Annotated in this window: 15 protein-coding genes; 10 read left to right on the top strand and 5 right to left on the bottom strand. The window is 46.3% G+C overall.

The window, feature by feature from the left end; all coding sequences use genetic code 11:
* Window positions 1-546: 546 nt before the first annotated feature.
* The 9 genes from mads1 (at window position 547) to Dform_RS01510 (ending at window position 12,264) form a co-directional block, all read left to right on the top strand.
* Entirely contained in the window at window positions 547-744 is a 198-nt protein-coding gene (gene mads1, locus Dform_RS01550; protein WP_076003462.1) for a methylation-associated defense system helix-turn-helix domain-containing protein MAD1, read from the top strand.
* Between the two features lie 16 nt (window positions 745-760).
* A complete protein-coding gene (locus tag Dform_RS01545; protein WP_076003461.1) occupies window positions 761-1,708 on the top strand; it encodes a DUF4007 family protein in 948 nt (315 codons plus the stop codon).
* 424 nt (window positions 1,709-2,132) lie between these two features.
* On the top strand, window positions 2,133-5,171 hold the full coding sequence (locus Dform_RS01540; RefSeq protein WP_145925490.1) for a hypothetical protein: 3,039 nt from the start codon (window positions 2,133-2,135) through the stop codon (window positions 5,169-5,171).
* Between the two features lie 69 nt (window positions 5,172-5,240).
* Window positions 5,241-5,960, top strand: a complete 720-nt coding sequence (locus Dform_RS01535; protein WP_236884001.1) for a phosphoadenosine phosphosulfate reductase domain-containing protein — start codon at window positions 5,241-5,243, stop codon at window positions 5,958-5,960.
* Window positions 5,961-6,027: 67 nt separating this feature from the next.
* Window positions 6,028-8,217 (top strand): DEAD/DEAH box helicase family protein, encoded by a 2,190-nt coding sequence (locus Dform_RS01530; protein ID WP_076003458.1) that lies wholly within the window; start codon window positions 6,028-6,030, stop codon window positions 8,215-8,217.
* Window positions 8,210-8,389 carry a hypothetical protein gene (locus Dform_RS01525; protein WP_076003457.1) on the top strand — a complete coding sequence of 60 codons (180 nt, stop codon included), beginning with the start codon at window positions 8,210-8,212 and terminating at the stop codon, window positions 8,387-8,389. The genes Dform_RS01530 and Dform_RS01525 overlap by 8 nt, the downstream gene beginning before the upstream one ends.
* On the top strand, window positions 8,380-10,374 hold the full coding sequence (locus Dform_RS01520) for an AAA family ATPase (RefSeq protein ID WP_076003456.1): 1,995 nt from the start codon (window positions 8,380-8,382) through the stop codon (window positions 10,372-10,374). Before Dform_RS01525 ends, Dform_RS01520 begins: the two co-directional genes overlap by 10 nt.
* A 4-nt stretch (window positions 10,375-10,378) precedes the next feature.
* Window positions 10,379-10,903 carry a hypothetical protein gene (locus Dform_RS01515; protein ID WP_076003455.1) on the top strand — a complete coding sequence of 175 codons (525 nt, stop codon included), beginning with the start codon at window positions 10,379-10,381 and terminating at the stop codon, window positions 10,901-10,903.
* A gap of 8 nt (window positions 10,904-10,911) precedes the next feature.
* Window positions 10,912-12,264, top strand: a complete 1,353-nt coding sequence (locus tag Dform_RS01510; protein WP_076003454.1) for a sigma-70 family RNA polymerase sigma factor — start codon at window positions 10,912-10,914, stop codon at window positions 12,262-12,264.
* A gap of 121 nt (window positions 12,265-12,385) precedes the next feature.
* On the opposite strand, the gene Dform_RS01505 is transcribed toward Dform_RS01510, so the two are convergent.
* From Dform_RS01505 to Dform_RS01490, 4 genes are all read right to left on the bottom strand, one after another.
* Window positions 12,386-12,682 (bottom strand): hypothetical protein, encoded by a 297-nt coding sequence (locus Dform_RS01505; RefSeq protein WP_076003453.1) that lies wholly within the window; start codon window positions 12,680-12,682, stop codon window positions 12,386-12,388.
* Between the two features lie 83 nt (window positions 12,683-12,765).
* Window positions 12,766-13,068: a hypothetical protein gene (locus tag Dform_RS01500; RefSeq protein WP_076003452.1), complete on the bottom strand. Its 303-nt coding sequence runs from the start codon at window positions 13,066-13,068 to the stop codon at window positions 12,766-12,768.
* Between the two features lie 192 nt (window positions 13,069-13,260).
* Window positions 13,261-14,604, bottom strand: coding sequence for a DNA polymerase III subunit beta (locus Dform_RS01495; RefSeq protein ID WP_225973707.1), 1,344 nt, complete (start codon window positions 14,602-14,604; stop codon window positions 13,261-13,263).
* A gap of 27 nt (window positions 14,605-14,631) precedes the next feature.
* Window positions 14,632-15,396, bottom strand: coding sequence for a hypothetical protein (locus Dform_RS01490; protein ID WP_192846593.1), 765 nt, complete (start codon window positions 15,394-15,396; stop codon window positions 14,632-14,634).
* A gap of 485 nt (window positions 15,397-15,881) precedes the next feature.
* On the opposite strand from Dform_RS01490, the gene Dform_RS01485 reads away from it, so the two are divergent.
* Window positions 15,882-17,603, top strand: coding sequence for an SIR2 family protein (locus Dform_RS01485; RefSeq protein ID WP_076003451.1), 1,722 nt, complete (start codon window positions 15,882-15,884; stop codon window positions 17,601-17,603).
* Window positions 17,604-17,628: 25 nt separating this feature from the next.
* Here the strand turns inward: Dform_RS01485 and Dform_RS01480 are convergent, their stop codons facing one another.
* Window positions 17,629-18,165, bottom strand: coding sequence for a hypothetical protein (locus Dform_RS01480; protein WP_076003450.1), 537 nt, complete (start codon window positions 18,163-18,165; stop codon window positions 17,629-17,631).
* Window positions 18,166-18,167 lie beyond the last annotated feature (2 nt).

Genomic DNA, 18,167 nt, shown 5'->3' with positions numbered 1-18,167 from the left:
CTGCGCCATCGTAGCAAATAGCGCAAGGGTGCTGACCTTCAATTGGATAACTCCCCTGGAACCTTCCATCAGTCGCGCGCAGTCTCGAGACAGAATTACTACCGCTATTGGCCACCCAAATCGACATTCCATCGAAACAAAGGGCACAGGGATGTCGACCGGCCGCCGGATAACTCCCAACAATACTTCCGTCACTCGCTCGTAGCTTTGTGATTCTGTTGCTGCCAGCATTGGCTACCCAAATACTCTCTCCGTCGAAGCATAGCGCCGAAGGATTTATTCCAACAGGTAACCTGGTACTCATGCTCCGATTGTATCAGTAAAACGTACTTTGCAAAACGGGGGGGACTGAACATTCTACGGAGCTATCCTAATTTGGCTTGGGTGTCCGATATATCACAATATAACAGTATATACTCATAGTAATGCCAATATAATAGGTATTGACTGAAATTGCGCGTCAACTTATAATTACGGCGACCGCGTAGGACTGGATGATTCCTAGAATGTCTTCCAGTGATACCGAGCTTGTTTGAGAGTCTAACTATGGAAAATCGTTGGCTGTCGGTGGATGAGGTGGCTAACTACCTCGGAGTTAAAAGAGACACCCTATACAAGTGGATTGAACGAAAAGGTCTTCCCGCACACAAATTGGGTCGCCTGTGGAAATTCAGGAGAAATGAGATAGACGAATGGGTGTTCGCATCCGAAAAACGTTCCGAGAGTGTCAAAACGATCGTTTAATGTTTGGAAGGCAAATATGGCAGCTGTTCAAATAATCAATCCCGGTGATAAACTACAGATACCGTTTCAAAAATGCTTTTCTGGTCACGAGACGTTCGCCTTCCGATATTCATGGCTTAAAAAAGGCTTGGATGGTGTCCGGAAAAATCCCGAAGTATTCCAAAACGACGATGCCATCGTGACCCTGGGGGTTGGGAAAAATATGGTTCGCTCCATTCGATATTGGTGCCTAGCAACAGAAATTGCCGAAGAAGAGAGCGGATCTCGGGGGAGACGTCTATTGCCTTCAGATATCGGAAACAAACTATTGGCTGATGGGGGATGGGACCCTTATCTGGAGGACGATGCGACATTATGGCTACTGCATTGGAAGCTTGCCTGCACTAATACCCGAACAGCGACTTGGTACTGGGCATTTAACAGGTTTTTTGAATATACGTTCACCCGAGCAGCCATGGTAGAATCCTTGACCAGACATCTCCAGACCCTAGGTTGGATGGATATCTCTGATTCAACAATTAAGCGAGACATCGATTGCTTTATCCATACATACGTTGAACGTGGTAGTAATCCAGCCTTCGGTGATGATCCAATAGAATGCCCGCTCACCAGTTTAGGCCTTCTCCTACAAGAACCAGACGGAGAAAGGATTCGTTTCCGGGTTGGGCCAAAAAACTCTTTACCTGCCGCTATTTTTACCTATTCCCTTATTGAGTTCTGGAAAACTAAAGCCGGTGACAGAGATACCCTGGAGGTCCATGATATCATCAGCTCTGAAGGCAGCCCGTCTTTAGTATTCAAACTCGATGAAGATTCTGTGCTGTCTTATTTAGATCAGCTAGAGTCACTTAGTGGAGGCGCTTATCGATTTTCTGATACTCCTTTGACCCGAAGTGTCATAAAAGAACACGCCGCACCATTGAATTCTATGTGCTTCTTGGAGGCTTACTATGGAAGTAAGTAACACTCCACTTATCCATCAAATTTCACTTCGCCCCCGTTTCCTAAGGTCGGTTCACCTAGAAAGGGATTTCCATAGTAAAGACGCAGCTGATGGGTACATAGTAACTCGCAGCGCATTAGCTGCACTTTCTCTACTTAGCCGAGGTATCGAAGATCCTGCATACCGATCTCAATGCATATCGGGGCCATATGGTTCTGGAAAATCCGCCCTTGCTCTGTTTTTCGCGAAAATACAGGAACAACACCAGACAAATGGGCTTAGGGAAAAAGCTCGTCCCGTATTAGGGGCACTCGCTGATAAACTGCTCCCACCTGATGGCGAAGGTTACGTTACGGTCTTAGCTACTGGGGGCAGAGAGAACCTTGCAAATTGCCTCGTAAGGAGCCTGAAACGATCGCTTGAACTATCAGGACGGCAAACGCTTTTGAAAGCCTTATCGGTTGATCACGGCGAAACTTTAAATTCGCCTGAACCGAGCACCCGCCAGATAGTAGCTTTGTTCGAAGCATTAGCTGGTTTGGCCAAGACACGAGACCATTCCCGGGGATTGATAATAATAATCGATGAGCTCGGCAAACTCCTCGAACACGCAGCACTAAATCCGGAAAAGAATGACATCAATGTGCTTCAGGAGTTGGCTGAGGCTGCATCCCGGTGTCAAGACAACCCATTGTGGTTTATTACCATACTTCATCAGCAGTTTTCTCAATACGCATCTCGACTTGGTAGGAGGCAACAGAAGGAATGGAGTAAGGTCCAGCAGCGTTTCTTTGACGTACCCTGTTCGCTTGACGGTCTGGACGCATTGCAGCTCACAGCAGCCGCTATGAATGGGAACAGGAGCGACGAGATAAGAAATAACCGACATATTTGCGATATTGCCCGTGCTTGTTCCTCTTTCGCCCCGCGCGGATCTGAGACAGATTTTGAAAACCTTTGTGTCGCCTGTTATCCATTACATCCTATTGTGGTACTTCTACTTCCAACGCTCTTCAGACGTTTTGGTCAAAACGAGCGTTCCTTGTTTTCTTTTCTTTCGGCAGATGAACCTTTCTCTCTGATTACCTGGCTTCAAAACCAAACATTCGAACCTGACAATCCTCCATTCCTTCGATTGCCTGAGATTTACGATTACTGCTTTCACACATTGATTGGGGGAGCCCCGAGTCTCCAAGTCACGCGGGCATGGAGTGAGACAGAGGATACGCTCGCACGTTTAGGTAATTCCACAGAGGTTGAGTTGGCCACGCTTAAAAGTATCGCCATTCTCAATCTAGTTGGAGACTCCTCACGTTTGCCTGCCTCATATGAGGTTCTTGAATTGGCGCTTGTCTCCAAAGCATTCAAGGCAGAAGGATTAAGAAATGCTTTGAACGCCTTTGAAACGAGGCGCCTGGTTGTATACCGGAGATTTCGTAGTTCCTATCGACTCTACGAAGGCAGCGACGTCGACATTGGAGAACGATTGACCACTGCTTATCAATCAATCCCCACTCGATCACTTTCCCTTTTTGTCGCTAAGGAACTCTGCCCGGCCCAATCAGTCGTTGCTCGAAGACATTCATTTGTCAAAGGAATGACAAGGATATTTTCAGTAATCCCTACTGGACAGTTAGACCTAGAGAAGGCACTTAAACTCAAGGACTCGGCAGACGGTCACGTTATTTGTTGCCTTGTAGAGACTGATGAACAGCATATGGCGACCGAGAGTCATCTCAAGACAGTGACACACGAAGCCTCAATCGTGATTATTGCAAAAGAAACAGATCAACTGATTGATGCCGCTCGTGATGTCGCTGCTCTCAATTGGGTTAAGCATAATACACCCGGACTTTCTGGAGATCGGGTGGCAAGGCAGGAACTTGGAGAGCGCCAACTTGAAGCAAGTATCGCATTTCGATCTGAATGGAACAGGCTTTTTACAACCCCCAACAGGCATGCGGTAGTGTTCTGGAGAGGAGAACGTCAAAACATTATTTCCGGCAAGGCCCTCGCCGAGCTTGTTTCAAGGGCTGCTGACGCGATTTACCCCTATGCCCCGACAATCCAAAACGAATTGATTAATCGTAGGTCGTTATCTACTGCTACTGCCGCGGCCCGGAGAAACCTCATCGAAGCGATGATGGTACATAGCAGAGAAGAACGGCTCGGGCTCAGCGGCCATCCACCTGAACGAAGTATCTACGAATCCGTTCTCAAACAAAGTGAGATTCACCGCAAGAATAGCTCCGACGAGTGGGAATTTGGCAGACCAAGTCATAAAGACAAAGGACTCCAAAAAGCATGGGATCATGTCGTAGACGCCTCTAGCTCGGACTCGCTCCGACCAAAACCCCTAGATTCATTATTCACCGAATTATGCGATCCGCCCTTTGGTGTCGCGGATGGTTTCGTTCCAGTTCTCTTCTATGCATGCTTTCATGCCAATTCAACGACGATGGCCTTATATGAGACAGACCACTTTATTCCCGATCTGACACCACCCGTGATGGAGCGCCTAATTCGCAATCCAAAGAATTTTTCTATTGTAAGTTTTAAGGTGAGTGGAGAGCGCGCTGCAGTTGTCGAACGATTTTCGAGAGGCTTCGGAGTTGGGAATCATCTCCTACCGGTGGTGCGTTCACTCTACGCCCGAATGGCCACACTAAACCATTATACGGAGATAACCCAGGCGTTACCACGACCGGCAATTGTCGCCCGGGATGTAATTATGCGAGCTAAAAGTCCCGAAAGGCTACTTTTTGTCGAATTACCCGTTGCTTTGGATTGTATACCTTTTGAGATGCAACCGTCTAACAATAACCAAGATAATATCGAAAATTTCTTTAATGCTCTCAATAGCGCGTTCAAATCACTTATCACATGCTATCCAGCATTAATCGAGCGGATTAAGGGCAGCATATTTAAAGTCTTCGATATCTCCAATAACGATATGAATTGGAGAACCTCAATTCCTAAACGGGCTTCAATATTGTCGGAATATGTGACAGATCCGGGTTTTCGCATCGTGATAAACCGGGCTATCGATACGAACCTACCACCTATGGAGTTCATTGAATCCATAGCTGCGGGGATTGTTGGCCAACCACCTAATCGCTGGAGTCGAGCAGAAGAAGAGTCTTTTGTTCGACTCGTTGCCCAGCTCTCGACTAAAGCTCGATCCATTGAGTCGATGTTGGATTTAAAAGCAAGTCTACAGGATAGCGATGCTGGATATCTGGTCACCATCGATAAAAAAGATGTTGAGGGTGTCCGTGGCATCGTTAGACTGACTCACTCCGAAAAAAGGAAGGCTGAACGTATTGCTAAGGAGATAATCCGGAAATACGCAACGGATGTCGATACGAAGGTATGGCTGGGGGCAGTTGCCGAAGTCGCGCGGCAAGCTGTATCATCTGAACGCGAGCCAACTGAGCGTTCATTTAGGCGTAAGCCAACCTTATCACATAGTAAGCCGAATTAGAGGTGCAGGCTAGTGCGTCATATTCTGTGTGTTTCCGGTGGAAAAGATAGCGCGGCGCTCGCGATCTACATGCGAGACAAAGTGCCTGGGATGGAGTACGTCTTTTGCGACACGGAGAAAGAACTACCCGAAACTTATGAATACCTGGCGCGGCTAGAAGGCATTTTAGGAAAAACGATTGTCACATTAAAGGATGGCAGGGGGTTTGACCACTGGCTAGAGATTTTCCGTGGTTATCTTCCATCGTCCAGGATGCGTTGGTGTACCCGGCATCTTAAATTGCACCCGTTTGAACGATATGTGGGAGATTCTGCTGTCACCAGTTACGTTGGAATCCGCGCTGATGAAGACAGAGAAGGCTATATTTCAACAAAGCCGAACATCAAGGCGCTTTTTCCTTTTAAGGAAGATGGTCTCGGCTATCCCGATATCGTTCGGATCCTCGAAGAATCTGGAATAGGAATGCCACAATATCGGACGTGGCGTTCAAGATCAGGCTGCTTTTTTTGTTTCTTCCAGCAGAAGATCGAATGGGTTGGGCTTCTCGAGCATCATCCCCACCTATTTGAGTTAGCCAGCCAATACGAAAAATATGATGAGAGTTCAGGCCGGCGATTCACCTGGTGCGACAACGAGAGTCTAGAAGAATTGTCTCGCCCCGAGAGAGTTGCGACGATAAAAACCGAACATGCCCGCCGAATGGAACGCAACCTTGTCGCGCACATCACGCTTGCGGAGATATTGGAGGATGACAGTTGGGAACGACCATGTCTAGTATGTACGTTGTAGTCTAACCTCTTAAAGGACCAGGCTTTTGTGAGGAAGATCTGCTCTAAATCGTCGAGTAGAATGTATCATGAGTTTTGAAGATATCCTGATAAAAAAAGAGTATCGCTCACTTCTCGACGATATCTCGAATGAGTTTTACATTCCTCTTTTGTCGGCGGCTACGTTATACCAACGAGCCGTCGGTTTTTTTTCTTCTTCAGCACTTGTGGAAGTGTCAAAAGGAATATCAGGCCTAGTAAGAAATGGCGGTAAGATTCAGCTGGTAGCTTCACCTTATTTATCAGACGAAGATATTTGTGCTATCCGAAAAGGCTACGAGATTAGAGAACAGATCGTAAAACAGGCTGTACTACGTGAACTTCAGAATGCAAGAAACGATTATGAACTCGAACGACTAAATATTTTGGCCCATCTGATTGCCAATGATACTCTCGATATTAAAATCGCGTTCGTGGAAGATGCTAATAATACCGGGATTTATCATGAAAAGATGGGCATCTTCACTGACGCCTTAGGGAACAAAGTAGCTTTTTCAGGGTCCATGAATGAATCTGTATCAGGAATTAAAGTCAATTATGAAGCCATCGATGTGTTTTGCTCTTGGAGAGAGCCAGATCGTGTTCTAGCCAAAGAGAGAGCTTTTATATCTATTTGGAATGATTGCGAACCAAATGTTCGCATAATACCATTTCCTGAGTTGAAACGGGAAATAATCGAACGCTATAAAAAGTATCCACCTAACTTCGATGCTGAACAGCTAGAGTTAAATGGATTCGTCGATTCTCAAAAACGCTCCAAGATGAAATGCTTGGGCGTGGTCATACCCCACAAAGTCGAATTGCATGATTATCAGAAAATGGCTATCGACGAATGGGAAAAGCGCGGATATAAAGGCATTTTTGATATGGCGACCGGCACCGGGAAAACCTATACAGGACTCGGAGCGCTAGCGAGGCTTAGTCAAGCTGTCTCCGGTAACCTGGCAATCTTCATAGTGTGTCCGTATCAACATCTCGTTGAGCAGTGGGTCGAAGATCTGTTGCAGTTCAATGTTGATCCCATAATCGGCTATTCCGCTTCCTCTCAAAAAGATTGGAAGAGCCGGTTGGACAACGCCATTAGAGACCAAAAAATAAAGGTAAATAATAAAGAGTTCTTTTGTTTTATTTGTACTAATGCAACATTCGCGTCTGATTTTGTTCAGAAACAGGTCCAGAGGATCCGTAGCAACGCCGTGCTATTAGTTGATGAGGCACATAATTTCGGGGCCACGGCGTTAAGTCAGTTGTTGAGTGAGATTTTTCCTTTTCGTTTAGCTCTGTCTGCGACTTTCGAACGTCATCGTGATATCGAAGGTACTTCTGCTCTCTATTCTTACTTCGGCGAAAAGTGTATTGAATATCCGATAGAAAGAGCCATTCAGGAAAAAAAGCTTACGAATTATAAATACTATCCCGTTATTACCGCACTCAGCGAAGGAGAATTGAATAAGTACTCTGAGCTCACTTACGAGATCGGAAAGTGTGTAGTCAAGGGAAAAGACGGCAAGACTACGTTGAGCGAAAGAGGGAAAATGCTTACTTTGGCGCGAGCCCGTCTTGTGGCGGGCGCGGAGAATAAAATAACACAACTAGGATACTGCATATCGCCATATATTCACGATAATCATATATTAGTCTACTGTGGGGCTACAAAGATTCTTGCTGAAAATCAAGATTCTACTCCGGTTGATGATGAGGATTTGCGCCAAATAGATGTCGTCACGGATCTACTTGGGAACAAACTGAATATGAACGTGTCTCAATTCACATCTAAAGAGGATGTTGAAGAGCGTGCTCGTCTCAAAAGGGAATTCGCTGCGGGAGAAACCCTTCAAGCGCTGATTGCCATTAAATGCCTTGATGAAGGTGTAAACATCCCGAATATTAAGATCGCTTTCATTCTTGCGAGCACTACTAATCCAAAAGAATACATTCAGAGGCGTGGACGTGTGTTGCGTTTAGCAGAAGGAAAGGATCACGCTGAAATATTCGACTTCATCACACTCCCAAGAGCGCTCGATCAAGTCCCATCACTCACTCAGGCCCAAGTGAACAGGGATCTTGCGTTGGTCAAAAGCGAAACAAAGAGAGCTGAAGATTTCGCGAGTATTGCCATGAATATGATCGAAGCTCAATCAATCATCGACTCAATCAAGTCAGTTTACCGAATACAAGACAAAGAATACGGTTACGAAGAGGAGTTAACCTATGAATAATGGCGAAATTGTTACAGTGAATGGAGTAGAAATAGACACTCGGAAAATCGACATCTTACTTCGTAAGCTGATCATGAAAGAAAAAGTTAATATAAAAACCAGGCAATATAACGATGTTGAAATGGTAAAACTGATTAAGAAAATGATTGAGGAAGAAGCGAAGTGCTACTAAAATCGTTAAAATTACGGAATTTTCGACAGTTCAGAGGGGATCAGACGGTTTATTTTTCAGTTGACCCAGAAAAAAATGTGACAGTTATAATGGGAGTAATGGGATCCGGAAAAACGACGTTTGCCCAAGCTTTTACCTGGTGTTTATATGGGGATACGGATTTTGAAGATAAGTCGATGTTATGCAAAGCAACAGCATCGGCGATGCTACCCAATACTGAAGAGACTGTCAAAGCAGAATTGGCACTTGAACACAACGGAGTAGAGTACACCATAATACGAGAACAAAGGTATCAGAAGGACGGGGCTGGGATTATCAAACGGCCCAACCAGCCGATTTTCGTAATTGCCTACAAGAATAAAGATGGCCAACGAGAATATGTTGATGAGCTAAAGACGGAAATGACGATGAAAGAGCTCCTGCCGAAGGAGCTTTCAAGATATTTCTTCTTTGACGGTGAACGTATCGGCACCATGAGCAAAGAGCTTCGTAAAGGCAAAAGCCAAGAATTCGCCCAAGCCGTCAAGGGGTTGTTGGGGTTGAGTGCCATCGCCGCTGCCCTAGATCACCTTAAGGGTCGAGGACCGAAAGCCTCAGTACTCCGTAATTACGATGAAAGCTACGATACCAGGAGTGACAATAAGATCGCGCAATATACCCGGGAGATTCAGGAATTAAACGATTCTTTATCGAAAATCGAAAGCCGTATTGAAGAGATTGATAAAGAAGATATCTTAGCACGAGATAAATGCGCTGTACTCGAAGAGAAGATTAAATTAAACGAGGACAGCATAAGGCTCGCAAAAGAAAAGGATACTTTGAAAATTCGGCTCCAAAGTTTAATACTATCTAAAGCAACGAACACTTCTTCACTATTAAAATTTTTCAACCTACATGCGCCCAGCTATTTTTCAAAAAAATTAATGAGAGATGCCTTACAACAATTATCTGAAGCTCAGAAGCTTGATAAAGGAATACCAGATATCCACGCTCGCACTATCGAATACCTAATCAAACGAGGCATATGTTTGTGCGACAATAAAATAGAATTTGGCAACCCTGAATATAAAGCCCTTAATAAGGTGTTAGAATTCATTCCTCCCCAATCCTTAGGAAGTACTATCGGCCAATTTGTCAGGGACTGCGAATTAAAGAGCCAGCAAAGCAATCTATTTTATGAAAATGTTGCGGAGAAGTATGCGCTCGTACGTGAAAACGATAACGATTATTCTTCGACCGAGGAGCAAATCGTATTAATAGAGACAAAGCTTCAAGGGATGATCAATGTCGGTGAACTCCAAAAAGATCTGATGAAATACGAAAAGGCATTGAGGGACCTTCAAAGTGAAAGAGATAACTTAAACCGCGAAAAAGGGCGGTGCGAAATGAATAGGGATAGGCGTAATACTGAGCGAAATGAACTGTCCCTAAAAGATGAAAATAATCGAAAGATCGAAATCTATAAGGCTTACGCCCAGTATATGTACAACATACTGAGCGCTCTCTACACGGAAAAGGAAGCAGAGACTCGAGAACAATTAGAATATAACGTGAACCACATATTTAAGACCATATATAACGGAGGCCTTTCACTGTCCATCGATGAAAAATACAACATACAAATTAACGCCATCGACTGTGAAGGATACCATGATGAAATAGAGGCATCAATGGGCCAAAGTATTTCAGTCATCTTTGCTTTTATTTCTGGTGTCACAAAAATGGCTCGGCAAAGGCGAGCCTCTGAAAACGAACTCGTTTCTTGTGAACCTTATCCTCTTGTAATGGATGCTCCCCTTTCATCTTTCGATAAAACGCGGATAAAAACTGTATGTGACGTATTGCCCCAAGTTGCTGAGCAAGTGATATTTTTTATCAAAGATACCGATGGTGAACTTGCTGAAGCGCATATGGCCTCCAAAGTTGGTAAAAGGTATCTTTTTGACAAAAAGAATGAATACGAAACTTATTTAATAACGAGGTAGTGACATGTTTGACAAAGAATACTCATTTAGGGGTTCACACGCTGATAAAGTAATCAAACTTACTGCCGGGTTTGGTAAGGATAATTTTAAATTGTTTGCCAGAAACCTCGATGTCTATCTTGTTGCACCAATTGTGGGATTTCTCTATGGAAGCACAGCAGAATTAGACAAATCTGATTCAACAACCAAGATCTTCCCGGAGCAGCTTCTTAAAGCATATCAGGATTTAATGTTTCAATACAGGTTGATTCTTCTGTTGGATAAAAGCTATGAAGGTAAATTAGACGAAAGAATAGATAAAGCTTTTAGGCATTATGGAAGTGAGCGGGCCTTGCAGGATGAACAGTTATACGAGCGCTATGTCTTGGGCGGTGTCGATATTTTGTATGAAAAGCTCATAGCAACTGCTAATAACGAAGACGATTATCTGAAAAACTTATACGACTTTATCGAAGAGTTTGATGACCGGTACAATAAACTGGTTAGCACAGACAATATATTGGATCTATGTCGTCTGGCCCGAAGCTAGGCGGAATAGTGGCTAGTTTAATTCCCCCTGACGAGATTGTTAATCAGCTAATTCAACTACATCAAGAACAAGGCTATGTTTCTGAGGACGCGGTTCTAGCTGCGATTCGCAAGCATTCGCTTCCGCTTGATGGAGTGGAACGCCTTTGTGATCATCTTCTTTCAATTGGAGTAGTTATTCGTGATGATTTAAATGATCTTCTTGCGGTATCTGATGACGGGTATGACCGAAGTAAAATCAACTATAGAGAACTATTCGAAGAGGTCATGGAAATCGACCCAAGCCTATCATACTTTATCGAAGAGCTTCGCCTCATTAAGCCGCCCCAACATAGGGAATGGCAATTATTGATCCCACAGGCGTTAAATAACAATCCTTTTGCCAGGCGTAGAATCGTAGAGATGTATTTGAAAACAGTTGTCCGGGCCGCCTTGTGGCATCACAAACAATACTCACTACCTCTTGCTGACATGATTCAAGAAGGTGCTATTGGCCTCATCACGGCACTGGACAAGTACGAACCTGGAGTTCATGATAAATTCTCCATCTATGCTCCATGGTGGGTTAGACAAAATATTATGCGTGCGGCGCCCGGACCCAACCCACTTGTATATTACCCTGTACATATAAAGGATAAACTTTATAGGATTCATGAAGTTGTTACACAGCATTATTGTGATCAATGTATCAATAGCATTGTCTGCCCTAACCTTATAGAGTCAATTGTTATGAAATTGGAATGTAAAACAGAAGAGGCTGAAGACCTAATTCAGCTTTTCGGCACTTATGTTTCATTAGATTCGTGCGATCAAACGAGTCCCTCGTTTGCTGACGATGGGGGGCAAATTGAAGAGTTGGTTGAAGAAGCTTTTCAGCAATCGCTGCAGTCCACCATAAATGAGGTGTTAGGTACGCTTAAACCTCGCGAGAAAGAAGTAATAATGCTGCGATTTGGGTTGGGTAATAAAAGGGAACACACCTTGGAGCAGATAGGTATCATTTTTGACTTGACACGGGAACGAATAAGGCAAATAGAAGCTAAAGCTCTTCGCAGGCTTCGTCATCCCTCCAGGAGCCGTAAACTCGCTAACTACCTTCCGATGAAGAAAGGAGATGATAAAGAAGGAGCACCTAGTGAATCCAAAAGTATCAAACCAGCATCTTTTGACATCATCGAATACCTCGAGGATAACGCAATTCCATTTGTTGATCTTCGCGAAAAAGCCGGAGCACTTTGGATTATTGGCGGAGAAGAACTACGCTTACATGTAGCAGAACTGAAAGAGTATGGCATTAAATTAAAATTTGTTGCTGGAGGCGGCAAGGCTACAAATCATCAGCCAAGCTGGTATGTTAAATGACGGGTCCACCCGAGTTGAATAATCATTCTGATCGATAGCGCATGATCGAAAAAAAAGAGTGAGCAAAAGCCCACTCTTTTTTGGTGTGTGTACAGCCTGTTGATTTTTATTCCAGTAATCGTCAGGCTACCAGAGCGAGCTGGTCGCCGCTTTCGATCCGCTGCTGTTCTTCTGCTATGGCTCCGCTGGGCAGTAACTCGCGGACTGCCTTTATCGAGCTTTTAATATCGTCGACGCGTCCGATACTGTCAGTAAGGTGAGACAAACGCTCGTCGATGTATTGCGGAATATCGGCAATAGCTTTGGCCGCGATCGCAACGAGCTTGGCCTGTTCCAACGGTTCGGCAGCCAGAGCGATGAATTCTTCGACCATGTCCATCGCTTCGCTCACCTTAAGGGCACTCCATTTGATTGGCAAAGTTCTACCTCCAATTCGAGCACAGTAGCCCTTCTATTTGCCGGCATTGATGACCCTGTGCCGACGGACAGGGACTGTCTGGGCTAGTATTCGTCCGGGAACAAGATCGTCGTCGCCGACCTGTCGGCCTCGGTGATCACCCAAATTTTGGGCAATCCCGCGGCCGTGTACGCTGAAAGCAGCCTGAAGCCATTTTTAAGGCTGAGATCGTTCTCCTGCTTATCGGCTTCGTCAAGGTCGCCCCAGTCGCCTTTAGCATGGCGGTTCAGGGAACGGCGCATGAACTCGGCAAACATGGAATTCTCACCAGCCAAGGCGAAAACTCCCCGGGTGGCCACCACCTGGCCTAATGGGATGGTAGGATTGATTAACAATAGTGCGTCCATATTTTCATTCCCTTCGTTACATATTTTCCTTTTTCGTGATTGGATTGCCCGTTCATCAAAACGAAAGGGGGATGTTCCCGCCGCGATGGGACAGGAATATCCCCCTTACAAAAAGAAAGCACAAAAAGAGGCTTTGACACCTCTTTATGTGCGGCTGTTTTGCGAGTTCAAGCGTTTCAGTTTTCAGGTTTTTCAGGCTACGGCGACTGGTTCCTTCGCCTTGCTATGCTTCTTGGCCTTCGGCTTCTCGGCTTTGGTGATGGCCTCGGCCTCGGCGACGGCTTGGGCGACTTCCTCGGCGGGTACAGGCTCGGCTGTTGCTTCCGGCGCAACGGCCTCGACTGTCTCGGCCTTCGGCTCGGTGGGTTCGGCGGGCGGCGGTGCAGTGTCGGCCTTTGCGGGTTCGGCGGTCTTGGCCGTGTCCGCCGGCTTCTTGGCTTCTGGCAGAAGCATCGGCATGACCACCAACTCATAGTCCGGCGCGGTGAAAAGCATCGGCGACCTTGCGTCTTTGACCTTAAGCTCGACCATCCCGCCACAAGCCCTGAGAGCTTCGGCGAGATAACCGCCGTCAAGTCTTACCTTGATCGGCTCGCCGGTGGTGTCAGCGGGTATTTCCGCCGTCCCCCTGTCATCGGTATTGGCGACGACTACCTTGCCGTCCCCGATGGCGAGGTCTAAGGCGTAGGCTCTGACGTTGGCGACGACTTTAAGCGTGCTTACCGCCTTCATCGCTTCGTTGGTGTCGAAGCTGGCGCGGGTGTTAGTTTCGGCGGGTATGAGCTTCTCATAGTCCGGGAAACTCCCGCCGCATCCCCGCCACGTGTAGCGGATTAGCTCCGTGTCGAGGACTAGGCTCATCGGGTCTTTGTCGCCGTTTTGTTCAAGCGACAGCCTGACCCGCCTAGCCCGACGAAGTGCGCCGGTGACGCCGGAAAGCTCATCGCGGCTAACGAGCACCTGTCCCTCATCCCCGTCGAAGGGTAGGCTCAACACGGCGAGTCGGTAGCCGTCGGCGGCTACAAGGGTTAGTTTGCCGTCTTTTACCCGAAAGAGAACGCATTGGAGAATGGGGCGGCTTGTCTCATCCGAGGTGAAGGGCAATACCCTTGAAAGGGCATCCGATAGCTCTATCGCGCCGAGGTTGGGGCTGACCGAGTTTCTAGGGCTTACCCTGATGTCGCACAGGGTAAGGGGTGTCTTTTCGCCGACCCAGGCCATGTTGTCGAGGTAGCTGGTGCTACTTCCGCAGACCACCTTGAGGCATTTTCCGGCGACCCGCGATACGCTGGCATCGCCGTTAGACGGGACAATCTTGACGATGTTAGACCCGCCTAAAGACTTAAGGTAGGTGAGAAAGCCTTTCCGCCCGATAGTGAGGTCAAGAAACATCGCCCTTTCGGCGAGTGCTCTTGATAAGGCGTTGACCAGTACCGCCTTGTGCGCTAAAAAGCCCTGACCTGAACGCTTGCCCTCGATATTCAGTTGTTCGATTGTCCGACCCCCTCTTGCTATCCGATAGGTGGGCAACTCCATCGGCTTCGCCTAGTAGTAAGCTCCTAGCTACCCGCAAACCGCTGGCATAGCCGAAGCTCCCACTGTATTAGTTGCGAAATTGGCCTGATTTATAACACCTTCAAACAGTCTTTTTTGTTCCCGTTTCCGAAACCGGCAAAGGTAGTTTAGCTCAACTTGCGTCAAAGACTGCCCGTCCCGCCGCTTTTCGGCGATGGCGATTAGCCTATCAGGGCATTGGAGCAAGAACGTATTGGCATCCAGCCAGGCATCGAGGTCCAATGCCCTGTCGTCGGCAATCAGATCGCCGAGTTCGGTGGTACTGCCTTCGTCGTCCGTAACCGGCTTATTGAGACTTTCGAGCTTGACCGCTTTGGGGCAGGCCGCAAACAGCCAGTCCTCTTTACACTTCCGCCGTTGTACCTTGCTACAATCCCCGCAGGTAAGGCCGTTGTCCATCCGGTAACGCTTCCGCCAGTACAGGGCTTGGGCGCGGCTGGCGATGCGGTACATCGCCGCTTCGGTGAACGGATTGTGTCCGTTGTTCCGTTCCACGTCGGCAAGGGTAATGATGATGTCGTGGAGAAGGTCATCCCGTTCATCCGGTTTGGCCTTGTGACTGAACTTCGAGGCGACGGTATAGAAGGTAAGCCAGTTGCCGCTTAAGTGGTCATAGCCGTTGCCGGATGGATCGGCTTGCTTTGGTTTTGAGCTTCGATTAGACTTGAAGCTACGCAAGGCGCTTGTCTTAGTGGTCTGACAGGTGGCGACCTTTCCGCACCATCGGCAAACGCCTTGCCTTTCTTTTAGCATCCAAACCCTGTGACACCGGCTACAGAAACCCCCAGGCCGGCTGTGTTCCCCTAACGCTGTTACACTTGAACTCACGCTTTCCCCCTTTCGGGCAAGCGTTCAGGTCAAGGCTTTTCGTGTTCAGTTGTTAAGGTTCGTTTGCGTGTTTTTCCAGCTTCATTGTCAAACAAAAAGTCATTTTGAACACTCCGAAGAACTAGCATGTTTTACACCCTGTCTGGTCTCAGCCTTAAGCCTTAAAAAAAACGTCTTACCTGTAAAGCAATAACCGGGCCTATCGTGAGTGGTATAATATGCCCTAAAACGAATCTCAGGCTGTTCCGTGGCTCACGGGCTTTCTTGAAAGGCTAGACCTTGACTTACATTCTGTCAGTAGACCGTGCTTTTCGTTCGTGCTCTGTTTTCGGGTTCTGTTTGCTCGAAGAGGATTTCGGCCGGATCAAAGACATTCAAGTCATCAACAAATAATAGGGGGCATTCATCAGATGGAAAATAAAGGGGTAGTGCCTGAAACAGTTTTCCTGTTTGGTGCCGGGGCATCAGTATGCGCAGGAGTACCTGATACGTTCCGATTTGTCAAGGAATTTGAGAATGCGACGCGGTTGAACGAGCTTGGAAGTACAGTTAAGAAGATTATAGAGATATTGAAATCCTGGCACGGGAAAGACATTGACGTTGAACTACTGTTAGATACTCTTACAAAATTAGACACAAAAGATCAAGAGCCATTACTACGTTTTTTCCAAAACGCCGAGTTCGTTCTTGAAGGTTATTCTGATAAATATCCGATCGTTAAGGACCTCAAAGATTTCATCAAGAACAAAGCGATTATCCATGATCAAACCATGATTCGCTACCTTGAACCTTTACTCGGTTTCGTAGAAGAAAATCGACCGCTTAAAATATTCTCGTTGAATTACGATACATGTGTCGAACAATTCTGTACCATGTATCGGCTTCAATACCAGGATGGTTTTGATATCAATTGGAATCCAGCGGTTTTCGAACGAGCTGATGCTGATATTTTGCTATTCAAGATGCATGGTTCCGTGATCTGGTTCAGAAGCGATCAGGCGGGGTATATGAAACTCCCGATTATGACGGATGAATCAAGCGTTAAGTTGATAACTGGTGAACGCGCTGAGAGCCTCATGTTATACCCAATGCAAAAAACAGGCTACGAGGAGCCTTTATTAGAACTTGTAACTCGTTTTAGAACCATCCTGCACAAATGCGGGGTGCTAATTGTGATAGGTTATTCATTTAGAGACGATCATCTGTTGAAAATCTTATTTGATGCTGCCAGAGGGAACCCGGAACTCGTTGTCATGCTTGTTGATCCTCAAGCAGGACTTATCTATCAAAACAAGCTTAGATATTTCGATCCGCAATCTAAGATACCTTCTTCACTTGAAGGAAGGGTCGTTTGCCTCCCTTATAAATTTGAGGACGCACTACAATATTTGAAAAACGACTATCTCAACCCTCTCAGGGCCGGATTAAGTAGTTTCTCAACTTGCAGAAGCAGTGAGAGAAGAGGCTACCCAGCAAGGTGGTTAGAATGCCTCATTCCCCTAGCAAATGCCGAATATATTGACAAAGTAGCAATGCTATTGCATGAAGAGAAGGTGGACGTGAATGATATTGCCGAACAATGGAAAACCATCATCGAATTACATCTGAAAGTAGCTTTCAACTACATCGCAAACAAAAGGCAAGATGACGCAGAGCCTTATTTAAATAAACTGAAGAAGACGCTCAAAACTATTATTTATAACCGTATGTCAGTAGAACCAATAAGGATCGATGGAGGACAGGTCGCATTTAATGTTCGTTTCAATGTCATCAAGAGCGACCCAAATATGCCTTATGTTGCTCCTCAGGCTTTACAGGGATTCCTTGACGAACAGCACGAATTTATGGTAACTCGATCAGGGATGATGACTGATACCAGTGCAATGGTTGCTTTCAAATTCCTGCGGAATCTTATCTCATATTTAGATTTATTCTCGAGTGGGAGGTTTACGCTTTCTGATTATCACTCTGTCAGAGAGCTCTCTACCGATGAGATCGAAACATTGGATAATCTTAAGGAAGAATGGACGAAAAACGAGGCGGATCACAGGTTATCCGACAAAATAATCGAATTGGAGAGGCGATTGACCGGACCTTTGTTTACTCTGACCGGCATTCCTCCCGATTCCTGATTGAAAGCTGATGCAGGACTCCAAACTAATATGATTTCTTGATATGATTTGGGCCAATATCCGGGTATAGGGTAAAAAGAGGATTTGTCCACATCAGGTCGCCGGCATCTCTCCCTTTGGTCGTCAGGCGATAATATAGTCGCGGGGGAGCATCCGGGTAATTCTCTTGAAATGAAGAAGTCTCAGACAGTTCAGTCGCCTCCACCCACCCCAACCGCTTCAACACCCCGAAATACATCAGGAACGAGTGATACCTCATATGGGTAAACTTCCTTGAAACCTTCCGTAGCTGCTTTTGGTAGATCTCTTTGGCGTATTCTTCGGTAATATCGACACCCCTGACCACCTGCTTACTGATGATCCGCTCAGCGCGCTCCCTGGCGGTCGCCCTGGCCAGCGCTTCTTTATACTCGTAATTGAGGTCGGCCTGAGGGGCGCCGTGTTCCGGATCGATCCTCGGCGAACCCTCCGGCCCGTTTCCCAAGAGATACTCCCGGATAAACCAGCCGCAGCCGAACGGCCGGAGAAAGCCACCCCTGCTCGGTTTCAGGTCCATTTCCATAG

Origin of the sequence: Dehalogenimonas formicexedens (genome assembly GCF_001953175.1) — a bacterium.
GTDB classification, from domain to species: Bacteria; Chloroflexota; Dehalococcoidia; order Dehalococcoidales; family Dehalococcoidaceae; genus Dehalogenimonas; species Dehalogenimonas formicexedens.
Note: the sequence above shows the minus strand (reverse complement) of the source record. Positions and strands in the feature narration are given on the sequence as shown.

Bases quoted from the DNA above. Each gene is read 5' to 3' on its own strand.
- Dform_RS01490 (WP_192846593.1), bottom strand. From the start codon at position 15,396: ATGCTAAAAGAAAGGCAAGGCGTTTGCCGATGGTGCGGAAAGGTCGCC.
- mads1 (WP_076003462.1), top strand. From the start codon at position 547: ATGGAAAATCGTTGGCTGTCGGTGGATGAGGTGGCTAACTACCTCGGA.
- Dform_RS01545 (WP_076003461.1), top strand. From the start codon at position 761: ATGGCAGCTGTTCAAATAATCAATCCCGGTGATAAACTACAGATACCG.
- Dform_RS01500 (WP_076003452.1), bottom strand. From the start codon at position 13,068: ATGGACGCACTATTGTTAATCAATCCTACCATCCCATTAGGCCAGGTG.
- Dform_RS01485 (WP_076003451.1), top strand. From the start codon at position 15,882: ATGGAAAATAAAGGGGTAGTGCCTGAAACAGTTTTCCTGTTTGGTGCC.
- Dform_RS01480 (WP_076003450.1), bottom strand. From the start codon at position 18,165: ATGGAAATGGACCTGAAACCGAGCAGGGGTGGCTTTCTCCGGCCGTTC.
- Dform_RS01535 (WP_236884001.1), top strand. From the start codon at position 5,241: ATGCGAGACAAAGTGCCTGGGATGGAGTACGTCTTTTGCGACACGGAG.
- Dform_RS01530 (WP_076003458.1), top strand. From the start codon at position 6,028: ATGAGTTTTGAAGATATCCTGATAAAAAAAGAGTATCGCTCACTTCTC.
- Dform_RS01515 (WP_076003455.1), top strand. From the start codon at position 10,379: ATGTTTGACAAAGAATACTCATTTAGGGGTTCACACGCTGATAAAGTA.
- Dform_RS01525 (WP_076003457.1), top strand. From the start codon at position 8,210: ATGAATAATGGCGAAATTGTTACAGTGAATGGAGTAGAAATAGACACT.
- Dform_RS01495 (WP_225973707.1), bottom strand. From the start codon at position 14,604: ATGGAGTTGCCCACCTATCGGATAGCAAGAGGGGGTCGGACAATCGAA.